Consider the following 15,848-nt stretch of genomic DNA (forward strand, 5'->3'; position numbering starts at 1 on the left):
ATGGAACCAATACTGCAGACTGTCTCCCGTGGGTGCTGCATCGGTGCTGCCGAGCGGGCCGCCATCGGTAGATCAGGTGGCGGACCTCGTCGCGAAAGGAAGGGAGCGCGGGAGCGTAACCGTCGATGACGTCGCCGCCGCGCTTGACCGGTCCGAGTTGCCGTCCGACGCGCTTGAACGCGTCGTGCGGATGCTCGCCGAGAACGGCGTGGAGGTCCTCGAGCCTCAGGGCGATGAGGAGTCCACCCGCGCCGATGAGGAAGACGTCGGCAAGCGGGCGCCGACCAGCGATCTCGTCCGTATCTACCTACGGGAGATCGGCCGCGTGCCGTTGCTGACCGCCGAGGAGGAGGTGGAGCTCGCCAAGTCGATCGAGGCCGGCCTGTTCGCCGAGGACAAGCTGGCCGCCGGGGTTTCGCGTCTGGCCTTCCCGGAGTTCAGGGAGCTCGTCTGGCAGGGCACCCGGGCCAAACAACGGCTCATCGAAGCCAACCTCAGGCTCGTGGTGTCGATCGCCAAGCGCTATGTCGGCCGCGGCATGTTGTTCCTGGATCTGATCCAGGAGGGCAACCTCGGGCTCATCCGTGCGGTCGAGAAGTTCGACTACACCAAGGGTTACAAGTTCTCCACCTACGCCACCTGGTGGATCCGGCAGGCGATCACCCGCGCCATCGCCGACCAGGCGCGGACGATCCGCATCCCCGTGCACATGGTGGAGACCATCAACAAGCTCGTACGCGTGCAGCGCCAGCTCCACCAGGACCTCGGCCGCGAGCCGATCCCTGAGGAGATCGCCAAGGAGATGGACCTCCCGGTCGACCGGGTGGTGGAGATCCAGCGCATCGCCCAGGAGCCCGTGTCGCTGCAGTCGCCGATCGGCGAGGAGGACTCCGACCTCGGTGACTTCATCGAGGACGCCGACGCGGTCGTGCCCATGGAGGCCGCGGCCTTCATCATGCTGCAGGACCAGCTCGACGACATCCTGGCCACGCTGTCCGACCGCGAGCAGCGCATCATCCAGCTCCGCTTCGGCCTGGCCGACGGGCATCCGCGCACGCTGGAGGAGGTGGGCAGGGAGTTCGGCGTGACGCGCGAGCGCATCCGGCAGATCGAGTCGAAGACCCTGGCCAAGCTCCGCCACCCGACGCGCGCGCAGATGCTGAGGGACTACCTCGACTGATCAGGATCCAGGAAGGGACGGGCCCGGGCGATCACCGCCCGGGCCCGTCCGCTTTCGAGCGGAGCCGTGCTCAGGAGCAGCCCTCGAACTGCGGCACGGCGACCGTCGAGAGGTCCAGCCCCGACTTGCCGAACCAGCGGTCCAGCAGCCGCTTCGCCGTCCCGTCCTGGTACATGTCGGTGATGGCGCGGTTGACCGCCTCGCACCCCGCCACGTCGCCCCTGCGCATGCCGACCCCGGTGCGCTGCTCGTTGAACTGCGCGTTGGCCAGCTTCAGCCCCGAGCCGTCCTGGGCGGCCAGCCCGGCCAGGATGACGTCGTTGGTGGTGACCGCGTCGACCCGGTGGCTCTTCAGCGCCGCCAGGCAGCCGTTGTAGTCGTCGAACGGCACCACTTGCGCCGCGACCTCCCGCTCCTTGACGACCCGCTCGGCCGCGTTCGAGCCCTTGACCTCGCAGATGCGGCGTCCCCTGAGATCGCGCACGTCCTTGAACGACTCGTCGGGCCGCTGCAGGATGTCCTGGTAGGAGATGTGGTAGGGCCCCGCGAACAGCACGTCCTTCTTGCGTTTCTGGTCGATCGTGAAGGTGGCCAGCACCATGTCGGCCTTGCCCTGGGTGAGCACCGCCGCGCGGTCGGCCGCCAGCACGGCGACGTAGGTGGCCTGCTTGTGCAGCTTGCGGGCGATGTAGGCGGCCACGTCCACGTCGAAGCCCTCGAACCCGCCGTCCGGCCGCCGGAACCCGACCGACGGCAGGTCCGGCCGTACGGCGATGACGATCTGGTCCTTGTCGAGGACCGACTCCTCCTCGTCCGTCCCGCAGCCCGCGACCGCCGTCGCGACCAGGGCCAGCACCACCAGCAGCGCCCGCTTCACCGGTACTCCTTGAGTCGTGGCCACACGCCGGCGATCACCAGCAGGCCGATCCCGCCGATCGCGAACGGCAGCAGCCGCCACAGGTTGTCGAGCGCGCCCTCGCCGGACTCGATCGCGCGCGTGAACTCGGCCTGGTGCCGGGCGGACAGCTCCAGCAGCGCCCGGTCGTAGGCGTCGAACGCCGTGGTGACCGGGCCGAGCCGCTCGGCGACCGCCGCGTTGGTGCGGCCGCTCGTCACCAGCTGCCGGAACCGGGCGTCGGCGGCCTGGAAGGCGCGGTACGCCTTGTGCGCATCGACGCCCTGCTTGCCGACGAGCTGCGGCCCGAGCAGGCCGAGGAAGTCCGTCGAGCCGGTGGCGACCTTCTGGTGGTAGGTCCGCAGGTTGCCCGCGTCGAAGTAGACCACCGTCATCGCCTTGTCCAGGAACGTGTGCTCGTAGGTGTCGGCCCAGTCCTTGTCCAGCAGGTAGCGGCTCTGGTCGCCCTGCATGCTGTTGCTGATCGAGCGGGCCTTGGCGAGCGTCAGCACGGAGTCGAACCCGCGCAGCTTGGCCGTGCGCAGCGCGTCCTGGTCCTTGCCGAGCACGCTCATCCCGGACAGCAGCGCGATCACGGTCGTCACGGTCGCGACCAGCAGCGCGGGCCCGAAGACGCGGCGGAAGCGCCGCGCCAGGAAGATCTGCAGCCAGATGAGGCAGCCCAGCGCGAGCAGCCCGGCCAGCACCACCGCGTCGCGCAGGAGAGGCACCATGACGTCCTTCTCGTCATAGGTGGCGCGCACGATCGTGCCGCTCTCCAGGGTCAGGTTGTACGCCTGGGGCAGCAGCTCGACCCGCATCAGCTTGGTGGCCCCGCGGTAGGCCTCCACCACGTTCTGGGGCGGCGGGCCCGGGGCGTGCCCGGACTGCTCGTCGAGCAGCAGCGCCTGGCCGGCCAGCCGGTCGTAGCGGCCCAGCAGGTCGAGCACCGACTTGACGGTCGCGCGCTCGGCGTCGGTGTCGGCCAGCGACAGCGCCTGCATCAGCGCCTCGTTGGCCCTGGACCGCTGCTCGTCGTAGCGTTCGAGCGCCTCCTTGCGCGGCTGCGCGTACTGGTCGCCCATCACCAGCACGTTGGCCACCTGCGCGTCCATGTCGCTCAGCGCGAGATAGAGCTTCGCGGTGACGATCACCTGCGGTCCCGCGTCGCGCCCGATGACCCGCAGGCCCTCGCGGGCGGTCGCGCTGCCGACCGCGAGCGCCGTGAAGAGCAGGGCCAGCGCGGCGACGGTGACGCCGGTGATGATCCGGATCCTGCCGGGCACGCTGCGCCGTACGGGCGCGCTCGCCGGCGCCGCGGCGGGAGCGGGTGCCGCCGGCGGCGGAGGGGGCGGCTGGGGCGGCTGATGGGCCTGGGGCGGTGCCAGGGTCACGGCGCGCCCTCCCCGCTGGTGGTGGTCACGGCGTGCCCTCCCTGATGGTGATGACGGTCCACGCGCCCAGGTGGATCCGGTCGCCCGGCCCGACCCGGACCGGCACGTTCACCGTGACCGGCCGGCCGTTCAGCTGGGTGCCGTTGGCCGAGCCGGGGTCGACCAGGAGCCACGAGCCGTCCGGCTGCCCCAGCAGCACGGCGTGCAGGTGGGACACGCCCGGGTCCTCGGGCGGCCCGGTCAGGTCGATCTCGGGGCTCGCGTTCCTGGCCCTGCTGCGCCGCCCGATGCGTACCTGCTCGCCGGTCAGCGCGAACGAGCGCTCGGGGCAGTACGGCGGGAACGCCATCGTGCTCGCGTCGGGGCCGCCTTCGGCGATGACCTTCTCGTAGTACGTGCGGTCGGCGGCGGCGACGGCCTCCCACCGGGCTCCGGCCGCAGCGAAGGAGACGGGCGCGCTGGTGCCGGAGTAGTCGTGGCCGCACACCTCGCAGAACTGCCCGGCCCGCGGCGTCTGGCAGACCGGGCACGAGCCGGCGGCCCCGGGCGCCGCACTCGCCGTGCCCTGCGGGTTGGCGGCGGCCTGGGGCTGCGGGGCGGGGACGCCGGTCATCTGGGCGCCGCAGACGTCGCAGTAGTCGTCGGCGCCCGACGGGTGGCCCTGCGGACAGGTCGCCATCAGCTTCCTTCCTTGCGCAGCCGGCTGGTACGGACGGAGCCGGTGTCGAGCTCGATCTCGTCGGCCTTGTCGACGTTCCTGCGCAGCCGGGCCGTGCCGGTGGCCGGGTCGATCTCGACCACCTTCTCCAGCAGCCGGGCGGTGTCCTCACGCCCCGACGCGGCGGCCAGCTGCCTGGCCTTGGCCAGGCGGGCGGTCGCGGTGTCGACGTCGCCCATCGCCCTGGCGCTGAGGCCGTCCTGGATCAGCTCGTGCAGCTCGGCCTGGCCGGTGTAGTGGGCGACCTTGTTGTTGATCCGGGTCGACTGCGCCAGGTCCTCGGTCCACTGGGCGAGCACGTTGCCGGTGGCCAGGACCTCCTGGGTGTCGGGGCGTACGAGCTTGACCCAGCCGGCTCTGATCTCGTGGCCCACCTGCCCCGGCGGCACCTCCACGCAGATGTGGTATTCGCGTTCCTCCGTGCCCCACGAGCCGGTCGGGTAGTCGCCGGTCAGCGGGTTCACGTCGGTGCGCTTGCCGGTCAGGTCGAGCAGCGTGGGGGAGACCTGCTTGACGAACTTCAGCGTGGCGGCCTGCGGCACCCACACCCGCAGCGACACGTCCGCCACGGTCTTGCTCATCGACGCCTGCGTCAACCTGCGGAAGAACTCCGACAGATCCCCCTGGTTGCGGACGAAGTCAAACGTGCCGAGCATCGCCTCGGCCACCTTCCGCAGCTCGGCGGGCACCCAGTCGTCGCCCACCCCCAGCGAGTCGCACACGAACTTGCCGCTCCAGGCCGCCAGCACGGAGGCGAACACGTCGGGCCGCTCGTTGTTCTGTCCGTCGGTCATCAGCAGCGCGTGTCTGATCGCCGACGGATGCGCCGACAGCAGGTGGCCCGCCATCTTCAGCCACTCGCCGATGGCGGTGCCGCCGCGCGCGGACAACCCGCTGATCGCCCGCGCGGCCTCGGCCCTGGTCGCCGGGCTCGCCTTGATCAGCCCGTCGCCGCCCGGATAGACGACCTTGGCCTTCTGGGTCCCGGCGACCACCGCGAAGTTCACCCCGTCACGCAGCGTCTGCACGGCGGTCGTGGCGGCCTGCCTGGCCTCGCGGATCTTGCCTCCGCTCATCGAGCCGGACGTGTCCACGATGATCACCTCGGCGGCCTCAGCGGGGCCGGCCTGCACAGTGATGCCGCCGGTGGAGCCGACCGTGAGGATGGCGTGCACCTCCCGGCCGTCGACCGGGAGGTACTTGTTCTGGTCGATGGTCAAGGTGAAAGCGGGCTGGTCAGCCATGCGTCACTCCTATAAGGGGGTCAAGGCGTCAGAGGGATCAAGGCGATGGTCACGTTGTCGTGCCCGCCGGATTCGAGCGCGTGCCGCAGCATCTCGCGGGACATCTCGATCGGCGTGCCGGCGCGGGGGAAGGCGTAGCCGTCCAGGTAGCGCCACAGGCCGTCGCTGCACACCAGCAGCAGGCCGGGCTCGCGCGGGGCGAACGCGCGTACGTGGAGCGTGACGTCGACGGCGTCGGCGCCGAGCCAGGCGGTGATCTCGCCGGTCTCGACCGCGTCGTCCTCGGTCAGCAGGACGCCGCCGGGCAGCCAGTAGGCGCGGGTGTCGCCGGCCCAGGCCAGCGAGATCCGGCCCGGCCGGACCACGGCGGCCACGTACGTGCAGGCGGGCGCGTCGTTCACGGAGGTGGCGAGCTTGGCCACCGCCCGCGCCGCCAGCCCGAACGCCTCCTCCTGCGGCAGCCCCCTGGCCAGCGCCGCGGAGGCGGTCTCGACGGCCACCGCCGACGCCTCGTCGGCCCGCGGCGAGCTGCCCACGCCGTCGCAGACGACGGTCACCACCGCGTCGCCGGCCGCCAGCAGGGCCATCGCGTCCTCGTTGCGGGCGCGGCGCAGCCCCCGGTCGGTCACCGCCGCCGCGCCGCCGTCGAGCTCCAGCTCGGCGTGGTCCCTGCCGGTGGGCTGGCGCAGCCCGCACCGCTCGCAGTAGCCGTCCTGGTCGACCGCGGGCGCGCCGCACCACGCGCAGGCCGGCGAGCCCAGCGCGTGCCCGCACGCCTCGCAGTAGGTGAAGCCGGCCATCACCGGCGTCTCGCACACGGGGCAGATCACAACCACGTCCTCGGTCGTACGGCGTTCGCCTGGTCGATGAGCGCGTGGCGCTCCTGTCGGGAGTCCGCCGCGACGGCCAGCCTGCGGTAGATGGACTCCAGCCGCCTGCGCAGCCCCGGCTCGGTGAACGGCGCGCCCGCCAGCTGGGCCCCGCCCGGCGCGGGGTTGCTCTCCAACCAGGTCAGCGCCGAGGCCAGTAACTCGGCCGTGAGCAGGTCGCGGCGGCGCGCGTCGAGGTCGGACTGCCTGGCCAGCCGGTCCACCGCCGCCACCAGGTCGGCCGGGGCGAGGCTCGCCAGGTCGGGCCGCCGCACGACGGAGGCCGCCAGCGCCACCTGCGCGGGGACCCGGTAGACCGAGTGGGCCGGCACCTCGTCCAGGATGCCCAGCCGGCCCGCCCTGGCCAGCCCGAACGCCGCGCTCACGTACGAATGGTCGGTCTGCCAGACGCCCGCGTGCCAGCCGGCCGCCGGCTTGCCCGCGCACTCCAGCGCGAGCGCGAGCGCGAGCTTCGGCGCCAGCTCGCCGGGCAGCGCCGACAGGCACCAGTCGAACATCGCCACGGCCTGGTCGGGCTGGTGCGCGGCCAGCGAGAGCACCCCCCGGTACCAGGTCACCCGCCAGTCGCCCGGCAGCTCGCGTTCCAGCTCGCTCAGCGCGACCGGGGCCTCGTCCGCCGCGGCCTCCGCCAGCAGCCTGGCCCGCATCAGCTTCGTCTCGGGCGTCTGGGGCAGCGCGGCGAGCTGGTCCATCAGCTCCTTGCCGTCGCGGCCGAGCAGCCCGGCCAGCGAACCCGCCGCCGGGTCGGCCGGATCGACCAGCGGCACCGGCAGCGAGCGCGCGACCGCCACCGGGTCGAGCGGCCCGAACACCCGGTCGGCCCGGTCCGACAGCGCCGTGCCCACGGCGGTCCGCTCGGGACCGAACATCGGCGAGGGCGCCGGGTACGGCACGCCGTCCTCGAGAGCGCTCACCTCCCGCAGCACGCCGATGAGCTGCTCCTCCATCTCCTCGGCGCTCTGGAACCGGTGGGCGGGATCGTCGGCGGTGGCCTTGCGCAGCAGCCGGGTGAACGACGGGTGCCCGCAGTCCTCGGGCAGCGGCGTCACCCTGCCGTTCGCGTACGGGACGAACCCCGGGATCGCCAGCACCGCCAGCGTCCTGGCCACGGTGTAGAGGTCGGCGGTGGCGGCGGCGGGACGGCTCTCCACCTCGGGGGCGTGGTAGCCGCGCGTGGCCCACCCCGACCCGGGCGGCGCGCCGATCGGCAGCACCGCGCCCAGGTCGATGAGCTTGAGCCGCCGGCCGACCCTGATCACGTTGGCCGGCTTGAGGTCGCAGTAGACCATGCCGTGCTCGTGCAGGTAGGCGAACGCCTGAAGGATCTCCCGCCCGTACATCAGGACCTCGCGCAGCGGCAGCGCGCCCTGGCGGCGCAGCTCGTGCAGCGACTGGCCGCCGACGTACTCCATGACGATGTAGCCGAAGCCGCCCGACACCTGGAAGTTGAGGATCTTGACGATGTTGGGGTGGTCGACCGTGGTGAGGAACTTCCGCTCGGCCTCCGCCGCCGCCAGCGCCTCCGGGTCGTTGGTGTTGAGCAGGCCCTTGAGCACCACCCACATGCCGTCGAGGTTCTCGTCGGAGGCCAGGTAGATCCAGCCCAGCCCGCCGTGCGCCAGGCAGCCCAGCACGCGGTACTGGCCCGCCACCAGGTCGCCCTTGCCGAGCTTCGGGGTGAAGGAGAAGCGCGTGCGGCAGTGCGGGCAGAACCCGTCCGTCAGGCCCGGCCGGCCCTCCCTGGAGCGCCCCACCTCCTTGCCGCACTGGGGGTTCGCGCAGAACCGCTTCTCCTCGGCCACCACGGGGTCGGGCATCACGGCGGTGGCCGGGTCGCGGTAGGGCACCGACGGCAGATCGGCGATGGTGGCCAGCCGGCCGGCCCGCGACCTGCCGCTGCCGCTCGCCGGCGAGCTGGCCGACCTGCTCACCGGCTGGGTCGCGACCGGGACGGACGCCTCGGGGGCCGGGGCGGGCGCGGGCGCGCTCGCCGCGTGGCCGCACAAATCGCAGTAGCCGTCCTCGATCGTGCCCGTGCAGCCCGGCTGCGCGCAGCGGGTCATCCCTTACCTCCGTGAATCGCGCGCTGGTACGTCTCGACGGCCGCCGCCGCCTTCGTCAGGTCGCAGGGCGCGCTCCACAGCAGCGCGCGCGCCCGTTCGTACAGGTCGGACGCCGCGGGATCCTCCGCCAGGCCCTTGCGCACCGCCATCACCTGGCAGGCGCCCAGCCGCCCGCGCAGCTCGTCGCGCCTGCCGACCAGGCCGTAGAGCGCCCTGGCCGTGGCGTGCGACTGCTCGGCGGCCCGGCGGGCGTCGTCCTCCAGCGCCGCCAGCCGCTTGGCCCGCAGCACCCAGGTGCCGGTCGAGGCGTCGAGCGCGGTCAGCTCGTCGGCCAGCGCGTCGGCCCGGCCGCGCGGCTGCGCCTGCGGCGGCAGGGCGATCTTGACGACGACCGCGCCGTGGGCCAGCCGGGCCTCGCTCTCGGCCGCGCGCACCCGGTCGAGCGCGGCCAGCAGGTCCTCCCTGCGCCGGGCGTACTCGCCCTTGACGGTGAGCGCCAGCTCCAGCTCCGTACGGGCGTCCGCCAGCAGCCGGGCCAGCCGGTCGAGGTCGCGCTCGACGGACGCTCCGAGCGGGTCCTCCAGCACCGAGGCGCGCAGCCGCGCCAGCTCGGCCTCCTGGTCCGCAGGGACGGAGCCCTCGCCGAGCTCGCGGACGAGGTCGCGGACGTGGCGCAGGTCGGCTTCGGCCGCGTCGAGGCGGGGCAGGACGGCGTTCCACACCGCGTCGATGTCGGTGAGCGCGGAGGTGACCTCGCGGAAGGCGGCGTCCATGCGGGTCACGGTCTCGTCGAGGGTCAGCCGCTCGTCCGCCTGCGGGAGCAGCGAGCGCTGCTCGACCGGCTTGGCCGCGGCCCGCAGCACCACCGACGGCCCCGTGAGCAGCGCGGTCAGCTCCGCCAGCTCATCGGCGCCCGGCCTGGAGCGGGCGCCCCTGATCCGCTCGGCCTCGCGCAACACGGATCGGTACGCGTCGTTCAGCGACCACAGCGTGGCCAGCGACTCCTGCGCCGCCGCCCATCTCCCGCCGGTCGCCCCGCGTAAGGAGGCGCCCTTGAGCAGCTGGTAGGTGGTGTGGGATTCGAGATCGAGCAGGTCGCCCGAGATGCGGTCACGCTCGTCGGCGCGAGCGCGCAGCGCGTGCTCGACACCCTCCCTGCTCATGGGTGGTCCCAGGCTCATCACGCTCCCCGTGAGACGGGCCCCCGACGCCGCTTGTCGCTACCGGCTCAACGGAGGGGTCCGGCCGGTTGGTTCCAAGGGTAGGGAGGACCCTGACTTGTCCCTGATTCAACCCTGTCTCGCCTGCAAATCGCTTAAACGGGCGCTTACCGTTGCAGATATGGGACGAATTCTGCTGATCATCGCGGCGGTCGTGGCCGCGCTCGTGCTCCTCGGCCCCCTCGTGGGCCTCGCTCTCACGCTGCTCAAGTGGGCGCTCATCATCGGCGCCGTCGCGCTCGGCGTCACGTTCGTGTCGAAGTGGTGGACCAGTAGGACATAGCGTCTTGAAGGATCCCACGTCATAGTTGGGTGATGGAGGCGCGGCCGGCGGTCGACGATGCCGCGCTCGGGCGCGAGGCGCTGGCCGTGCTCGAGGCGAACTGGACGGGCACGGGCACCGTGCCCGCGCCGGGTCTCTACCCGCACCAATGGAGCTGGGACTCCGCCTTCGTCGTCATCGGCCTGGCCCGGCACCGGCCCGACCGGGCCCGCGACGAGCTGCTCAGCCTGCTGCGCGGCCAGTGGGCCACCGGCATGGTGCCGCACATCGTCTTCCACACCCGGGAGGCGTACTTCCCCGGCCCATCCGTGTGGCGCTCCCAGGAGCACGCGGCCGCGCCGCGCGTGCTGACCTCGGGGCTCACCTCGCCGCCGCTGCACGCGCTGGCCCTGTGGTGGCTCTACCGGCACACCGGCGACGTCGCGTTCGTACGCAGGACGTATCCGGCGCTGGTGGCCCAGCACGCCTACCTCTCCGCGGCCCGCGACCTCGGCGGCGCCGGCCTGGCCGCCATCGTGCACCCCTGGGAGTCGGGCATGGACGACAGCCCGTCCTGGGACGACGCGCTGGCCGCCCTCCCCGCGACCAGGCTCGGCCACCGCAACGTCGAGCTGGCCGAACGCCACCCCCAGAGCGACCACGACCGCTACGTCTGGCTCGCCATGAGCTACCGGGACGCCGGATACCGCGCCGAGTACCTGCGCGACGAGCACCCGTTCGCGATCGAGGACCCGATGTTCAACGGGATCTGGCTGGCCTCCTGCCAGGCCCTGGCCGAGCTGGCGCCCCTGGCGGGCGCCGACCCCGCTCCGCATGTCGAGCGGGCCGAGCGCATCAGGCACGCCCTGCTCGACCGCCTCTGGGACGGCTGCTTCTACGCCCGCGACCTGCGGGCCGACCGGCTGATCCGGGTGTGCACGGTGGGCGCCTTCGGGCCGCTCCTCGACCCCGGGCTGCCCGGTGACCACCTGCGGGCCGCCCTGGACGTGCTGGAGTCGGCCAGGTTCATGGGGGCGACCGGCTATCCCGTGCCGAGCTGCGAGATCCGCGCCGCCCAGTTCGACCGCACCCGCTACTGGCGCGGACCCTCCTGGGTCAACACCAACTGGCTGCTGCGCAGGGCCGCCGCCGTGCACTCGCTCGACCACCTCGGGCGGCAGCTCGCCAACGGCACCCTGCGCCTGGTCCGGCAGGCCGGCTTCCGCGAGTGCTTCGACCCGTTCGACGGCAGCGGGCGCGGCTGCCGCGACTTCTCGTGGAGTGCGGCGCTCACCCTCGACCTGCTCGCCGATACCGTGGGGGAATGAGCATCTTCCACCGCCTGCCCGCCGACGTGCGCAAGGCCCTGCCCACCGAGCGCGGGGAGCGGGTGCTGACCTTCGCCGCCGGCGCCGACTCCGGCTACGTCGTGGCCACGAACCTCGCCCTCTACCTCACCGACGGCACGCGGCTGCCGTACGAGGAGATCGACAGGGCGTCGTGGGACGAGGACGGCGTGAAGGTGCTCACCACCGACGGCCTCTGGCACGCCGCGAAGGTCACCGAGCCGCGGCTCGTGCCCGAGACCGTGCGCGAGCGCGTCAACTCCACCATCGTGGTCAACAAGCACGTCAAGCTGCCCGGAAGGGGCGGCGTGCGACTGGTGGCCCGGCGGCGGCCCGGCGGCGAGGTGCTCGGCTGGACCCTCGTCTTCGACGACGGCCTCGACCCCGAGGACCCCGGCCTGCGCGCGCAGGCCGAACAGGCCCTGGAGGGACTGCGGCGCAGCATGGGCGTCTGACACGCCCGGCCGCACCATGGGCGTCTGACACGCCCGGGCGGGGGAATGGGCATCTGACACGCCCGGACCGCACTATAGGCATCTGACATACCCCGGAAGGGGGATGGGCGTCCGACATGCCCGGACGCACGCACACCGACGAGCGACGCCACGCCCGGGACGCGCGCGCCCATGCCCGTGCTCAGGCGGTCAGTACGGAATGCCGCTCTCGCGCGCCTTCTTCTCCACGACCTCCTCGTCCGGCCAGCCGGTGCCCGTGTCGGGCTCGGACCGCTCGGCCCCCAGGAACGGGACGCGCTGCTGGAACGTGCCGCCCACCTTCGTCCTGGCCATCTCCGCCAGCTTCGAGGCCTGCGCGCCCATGGCCCCCGCGAACTCCTGAGCCCTCGGGTTGTCGGCCACGCGCTGCGCCGCCCGCTTGATCTGCTCGTACCGCTCGCGCCCCGCCCGGCTGCCCAGCACGTAGCCGACCGCCAGACCGACAGCGAACGTCATCCGATAACGCATCATGCACCTCCGCTGTCTCCGGCCCTACCCCACATACGATGCGACACGCACTCCAGGAGTGCGCTAATCTATTCCTGCGCGCGACAACGGGGCCCAACAGCCCCGGCGAAGTGCGCAGACGCCGATCCCGCGTAGCTCAACGGCAGAGCAGCCGGCTGTTAACCGGCAGGTTATAGGTTCGAGTCCTATCGCGGGAGCTGTGATCAACTAAGAGGTTGGTAGCTCGGGCCCTCTCACCGGCAACAGGTGGGAGGGCCTGAGTCGTTCCGGGAGCCAACAGGGGAGCCACTACCCGGCCTGGCCGCCGTTCCCGAAGACCGCGTCCATGGCTTCGGCTCCGTGGACAAGAACCGGCCTGATCTGGTGCCGGTAGACGGTTCGCGTGGTGGTGGGGTGTCGAGTGTCCGACGAGATCAGCGATACGTTCCACGGAGAAGCGATGTGATGACGTACGCGCCGAATTTCTCGCCCTCGCACACTCTCAGGACGGCCACGCCCTGCTCCAGTGTGAGCGACCTACTCGGCTGTCCCTCTTGCCCGGACGGTGTCTCACAGGGCTGAGACGTTGCGGCCGATGAGTTCGCGCTTCTCGGCCATGCGGATCGCGCGCGTCAGCAACCCCTGTATCGATGGAGTAGCCGTGCGACGTGTGAGCGGCCCTGATGGGCCGCACGCGCCGCCAAGCTGAGAAGGCGCGCAATTCAGGTCACGGGCTCACGTTGCTGAGGCGGAAGGGGGCCTGCCCGCCTGCCGCGTCCAGACCGGCGACCGTGGTCACCCCTCACCGCCGTTCGCGGCCTCCGTGTTCCTGGCCGCCATCAAAGTCTGGCCGTCTCCCGTCCGGTCGAAGTCAGTGGTCAGATCCGCGGGGGTGCCGGACAGCGCGCTCATGAAGGCCTGGTAAGGACCCCGTCCGAGCCCCTCGCACATCGGGCCCGGCCTGGCAGCGATCTCGGCCGACTCGAGATGGGTCAGGACGACGGCGCCGGCGAGCACCAGCACGGCCAGCCCGCCCACCATCGCGAACCCGCCGGCCAGCCGCCCCTGCCACGTGGCACCTGGATCCCGGCCGCGCGCCCGCGCCCACCGCCACAGGGCGATCCACAGCACGACGGCTCCCAGCGCCGCCAGGAGCCCGCCGTAGCTGGTGGCCCATATGGTCCACGGCAGCGGGATCCAGCGGCACGCGTGCGACTCGTGGTGGGTGTGGGCGTTCGACAGCGAGACGTGCACGGCGAACAGCGCGTACGCGAGCACCGCGAGTGGCGGCACCGCCAACGCGGCACGCCGCCACCGGCGTGAGGGCGCTGTCCGGCCGCGACGGTGCGGCTGATCGGGTGCCGTATCCGTGTCTTCCATGTCCTCGGGGCGAATGCCTCAACTATCGCAGAGCGTCACACCTCCGTGATCGACAGGCCCATGCCGCGTCCGGGGTACGGCTGGGCACGCCGTCACCGCCCGCCTGGGTCAGGGGTACGGCTGGGCACGTCACCGCCCGCCTGGGTCAGGTGGTGGGGTCGCGCTTGGCCAGGACGCCGGTGAGCGCCCAGCCGAGGCCGACGATGATCCCGCCGACGATGGCCACGACCCCGATGCCGCCCACCCCGAACATCGCGAGCAGCGCGATCAGCACCCCGTAGGCCACGGTGACGACGAGCATCATGCGGAGATACGCCTTCTGGTTCATACCTCTACGATCACGTCACCGAATGCCCCGGTGTATCCACTGATCGGTGGACATGTCCGTGGGTAAAATGCCGATCATGGGTGGCCCCGTCGCCGCGCGGGCGGACAACGCCTGGTCGCGTTCCTACCCCTTCTGGGACGCGTACTTCGCGATGGTGCTGGTGGCGACCATCATCGCCATCGTCCTCGACGGCGGGTCACCGGTCGCCATCGTGCTCCTGCTCGGGATCACCGTCTCCTACGCGGCGTGGGGCCGCAGGGCGGTGCGGGCGCCGGTCGCGCCCATCAGGGAGAGCTGGTGGCTCGTCGCCGTGGTGCTCGTCCTGTTCACCGCCGCCGACCTGCTCGCGTCGGCGTCGTCCGTCGCACTGTCCGCGCTCGTCCCCATGACGTTCATGGCGCTGCGGGCGGCGCGGGCGGTGGCGGCGATGATCGCGCTGTTCATCGGCCCCACCATCCACCTCATGTCGGAGCTCGGCACGCATCCCCTGATGATCATCATGGCGATCGTGCTGGGGCTGTCCGTCAGCTCGCTGCTGGGGGTGTTCATCGACCGGCTCGGGCGCCAGAACACCGAGCGGGCCCGCCTGATCGAGGAGCTCGACCGCACCCGAGAGGAGCTGGCCGAGGTGAGCCAGGAGGCGGGGCGGTTGGCCGAGCGCGAGCGCCTGGCCGGGGACATCCACGACACGCTGGCGCAGGGGTTCGCGAGCATCCTCATGGTGCTGCAGGCCGCGGGGGACCGCGACCCGCGCGTCACGCGGGCCATGCAGATCTCCCGGGACAACCTCGCCGAGACCCGGGCGCTCATCGCCGCCCTCGCGCCGCCCGCGCTGGAGGGTGCCTCGCTGGAGGAGGCGCTGGAGCGGCTGGCCAGGGGGTTCGAGCTGCCCGTGGAGGTCAGCGTCGCGGGCGCCGCCGACGTGCCGGGCGCCGTGGCGGAGGCGCTGGTACGGGCCGCGCAGGAGGGGCTGGCCAACGTCCGCAAGCACGCAGGAGCGCGGAGCGTACGGCTGGCGCTCCAGCACGACCCCGGCTCCTCCGTACGCATGTCGATCAGCGACGACGGCCGCGGCTTCGACCCCGAGGCCGTCGCCGACGGCTACGGCCTGCGCGCGATGCGCGGACGGGTGACCCGGCTCGGCGGGACGGTCGCGATCATCGGCCGTCCCGGCGGGGGCACCACGATCGCGGTGGAGCTGCCGTGCTCAGGGTGATGATCGTGGACGACCACCCCGTCGTGCGCGAGGGGCTGCGCGGCATGCTCCAGGCCGAGCCCGACATCGAGGTCGTCGGCGAGGCCGGGTGCGGGGACGAGGCCGTGGCGGTCGAGCCCCGGCTGCGGCCCGACGTGATCCTCATGGACCTGCGCATGCCCGGCGGCGACGGGGTGAGCGCCATCGAACGGCTCGGCCCCGGCCGGCGGGTTGTCGTCCTGACGACGTACGAGGAGGACGGGGAGATCCTGCGGGCCGTGTCGGCGGGGGCGGCCGGCTACCTGCTGAAGGACGTGTCCAGGGCCGACCTGGCGCGGGCCGTGCGGGCGGCGGCGCGCGGCGAGACGGTGCTCTCGCCCTCCGTCGCGGCGCGGCTGGCCCACCGGCAGGCCGCGCCGGTGCTGTCGGCGCGCGAGCGGGAGGTCCTGGAACTGGTGGCCGAGGGGCTGACGAACGCGGAGATCGGCAGGCGGCTGTACATCGGGGAGGCCACGGTGAAGACGTATCTGCTGCGGGTGTACGGCAAGCTGGGCGTCTCCGACCGCACCTCGGCGGTGCTGGCCGCCCTCGACCTCGGCCTCGTACGCCGCCGCCCCTGATCCCAGCCTCCTACCGGCATTTCATCGTTTGGCGGGACAAACGTGGGGGCGGCGGGGAAAGATGGGGCCACCGGTCCTCAGGGGCCGTAGCCGCGGGTAGGTCGTGACGGTGGTGAGGAGAGGGCGCCGCCGGAAGGACGTGCCGCCGACCCGGAACCGGCGGGGCGATCCG

General features: G+C 72.3%; 16 protein-coding genes and 1 tRNA gene. 7 read left to right on the plus strand and 10 right to left on the minus strand.

The genetic code is table 11. The annotated features are described in order from the left end of the window. The first annotated feature begins 76 nt into the window (after window positions 1-76). Window positions 77-1,180 carry an RNA polymerase sigma factor RpoD gene (gene rpoD / locus FH608_RS10235; protein ID WP_394367669.1) on the plus strand — a complete coding sequence of 368 codons (1,104 nt, stop codon included), beginning with the start codon at window positions 77-79 and terminating at the stop codon, window positions 1,178-1,180. A 70-nt stretch (window positions 1,181-1,250) separates the two neighbouring features. On the opposite strand, the gene FH608_RS10240 is transcribed toward rpoD, so the two are convergent. Genes FH608_RS10240 through FH608_RS10270 form a run of 7 tightly spaced genes read right to left on the minus strand, consistent with a single transcriptional unit; the run spans window position 1,251 to window position 9,547 of the window. Next, window positions 1,251-2,057: a transporter substrate-binding domain-containing protein gene (locus tag FH608_RS10240; protein ID WP_139630184.1), complete on the minus strand. Its 807-nt coding sequence runs from the start codon at window positions 2,055-2,057 to the stop codon at window positions 1,251-1,253. Further along, window positions 2,054-3,469, minus strand: a complete 1,416-nt coding sequence (locus FH608_RS10245) for a hypothetical protein (protein ID WP_139630185.1) — start codon at window positions 3,467-3,469, stop codon at window positions 2,054-2,056. Before FH608_RS10245 ends, FH608_RS10240 begins: the two co-directional genes overlap by 4 nt. Before the next feature lie 25 nt (window positions 3,470-3,494). Continuing rightward, a complete protein-coding gene (locus FH608_RS10250; protein WP_139630186.1) occupies window positions 3,495-4,148 on the minus strand; it encodes an FHA domain-containing protein in 654 nt (217 codons plus the stop codon). Further along, entirely contained in the window at window positions 4,148-5,431 is a 1,284-nt protein-coding gene (locus tag FH608_RS10255) for a vWA domain-containing protein (RefSeq protein WP_139630187.1), read from the minus strand. Before FH608_RS10255 ends, FH608_RS10250 begins: the two co-directional genes overlap by 1 nt. Before the next feature lie 20 nt (window positions 5,432-5,451). After that, complete coding sequence (locus tag FH608_RS10260) at window positions 5,452-6,267, minus strand: PP2C family serine/threonine-protein phosphatase (protein WP_226899245.1); 816 nt, start codon at window positions 6,265-6,267, stop codon at window positions 5,452-5,454. Beyond that, window positions 6,258-8,384 carry a serine/threonine-protein kinase gene (locus FH608_RS10265; RefSeq protein ID WP_139630188.1) on the minus strand — a complete coding sequence of 709 codons (2,127 nt, stop codon included), beginning with the start codon at window positions 8,382-8,384 and terminating at the stop codon, window positions 6,258-6,260. Before FH608_RS10265 ends, FH608_RS10260 begins: the two co-directional genes overlap by 10 nt. After that, the gene (locus tag FH608_RS10270; protein WP_139630189.1) at window positions 8,381-9,547 is read right to left on the minus strand and encodes a hypothetical protein; all 1,167 of its coding nucleotides are present in this window, start codon (window positions 9,545-9,547) and stop codon (window positions 8,381-8,383) included. The genes FH608_RS10265 and FH608_RS10270 overlap by 4 nt, the downstream gene beginning before the upstream one ends. A gap of 178 nt (window positions 9,548-9,725) precedes the next feature. On the opposite strand from FH608_RS10270, the gene FH608_RS51360 reads away from it, so the two are divergent. Genes FH608_RS51360 through FH608_RS10280 form a run of 3 tightly spaced genes read left to right on the plus strand, consistent with a single transcriptional unit; the run spans window position 9,726 to window position 11,667 of the window. Further along, window positions 9,726-9,887, plus strand: coding sequence for a hypothetical protein (locus FH608_RS51360; RefSeq protein ID WP_193318332.1), 162 nt, complete (start codon window positions 9,726-9,728; stop codon window positions 9,885-9,887). Window positions 9,888-9,919: 32 nt separating this feature from the next. Further along, complete coding sequence (locus tag FH608_RS10275) at window positions 9,920-11,194, plus strand: amylo-alpha-1,6-glucosidase (RefSeq protein ID WP_193318333.1); 1,275 nt, start codon at window positions 9,920-9,922, stop codon at window positions 11,192-11,194. Next, complete coding sequence (locus FH608_RS10280) at window positions 11,191-11,667, plus strand: hypothetical protein (RefSeq protein WP_139630191.1); 477 nt, start codon at window positions 11,191-11,193, stop codon at window positions 11,665-11,667. The genes FH608_RS10275 and FH608_RS10280 overlap by 4 nt, the downstream gene beginning before the upstream one ends. 189 nt (window positions 11,668-11,856) lie before the next feature. On the opposite strand, the gene FH608_RS10285 is transcribed toward FH608_RS10280, so the two are convergent. Next, window positions 11,857-12,174 carry a YtxH domain-containing protein gene (locus FH608_RS10285; RefSeq protein ID WP_139630428.1) on the minus strand — a complete coding sequence of 106 codons (318 nt, stop codon included), beginning with the start codon at window positions 12,172-12,174 and terminating at the stop codon, window positions 11,857-11,859. A gap of 125 nt (window positions 12,175-12,299) precedes the next feature. On the opposite strand from FH608_RS10285, the gene FH608_RS10290 reads away from it, so the two are divergent. After that, window positions 12,300-12,371: transfer RNA gene (locus FH608_RS10290), tRNA-Asn, on the plus strand. Window positions 12,372-12,948: 577 nt separating this feature from the next. Here FH608_RS10290 and FH608_RS10295 read toward each other — a convergent pair. Both FH608_RS10295 and FH608_RS51365 read right to left on the minus strand, forming a co-directional pair. Beyond that, a complete protein-coding gene (locus FH608_RS10295; RefSeq protein WP_139630192.1) occupies window positions 12,949-13,446 on the minus strand; it encodes a hypothetical protein in 498 nt (165 codons plus the stop codon). 232 nt (window positions 13,447-13,678) lie between these two features. Continuing rightward, a complete protein-coding gene (locus tag FH608_RS51365; protein ID WP_153261696.1) occupies window positions 13,679-13,861 on the minus strand; it encodes a hypothetical protein in 183 nt (60 codons plus the stop codon). A gap of 76 nt (window positions 13,862-13,937) precedes the next feature. On the opposite strand from FH608_RS51365, the gene FH608_RS10305 reads away from it, so the two are divergent. Then, window positions 13,938-15,077 carry a sensor histidine kinase gene (locus FH608_RS10305; RefSeq protein WP_193318334.1) on the plus strand — a complete coding sequence of 380 codons (1,140 nt, stop codon included), beginning with the start codon at window positions 13,938-13,940 and terminating at the stop codon, window positions 15,075-15,077. Next, a complete protein-coding gene (locus FH608_RS10310; RefSeq protein ID WP_139630194.1) occupies window positions 15,065-15,676 on the plus strand; it encodes a response regulator transcription factor in 612 nt (203 codons plus the stop codon). Before FH608_RS10305 ends, FH608_RS10310 begins: the two co-directional genes overlap by 13 nt. The last annotated feature ends 172 nt before the right edge of the window (window positions 15,677-15,848 follow it).

Source organism: Nonomuraea phyllanthi (assembly GCF_006334985.2).
GTDB classification, from domain to species: Bacteria; Actinomycetota; Actinomycetes; order Streptosporangiales; family Streptosporangiaceae; genus Nonomuraea; species Nonomuraea phyllanthi.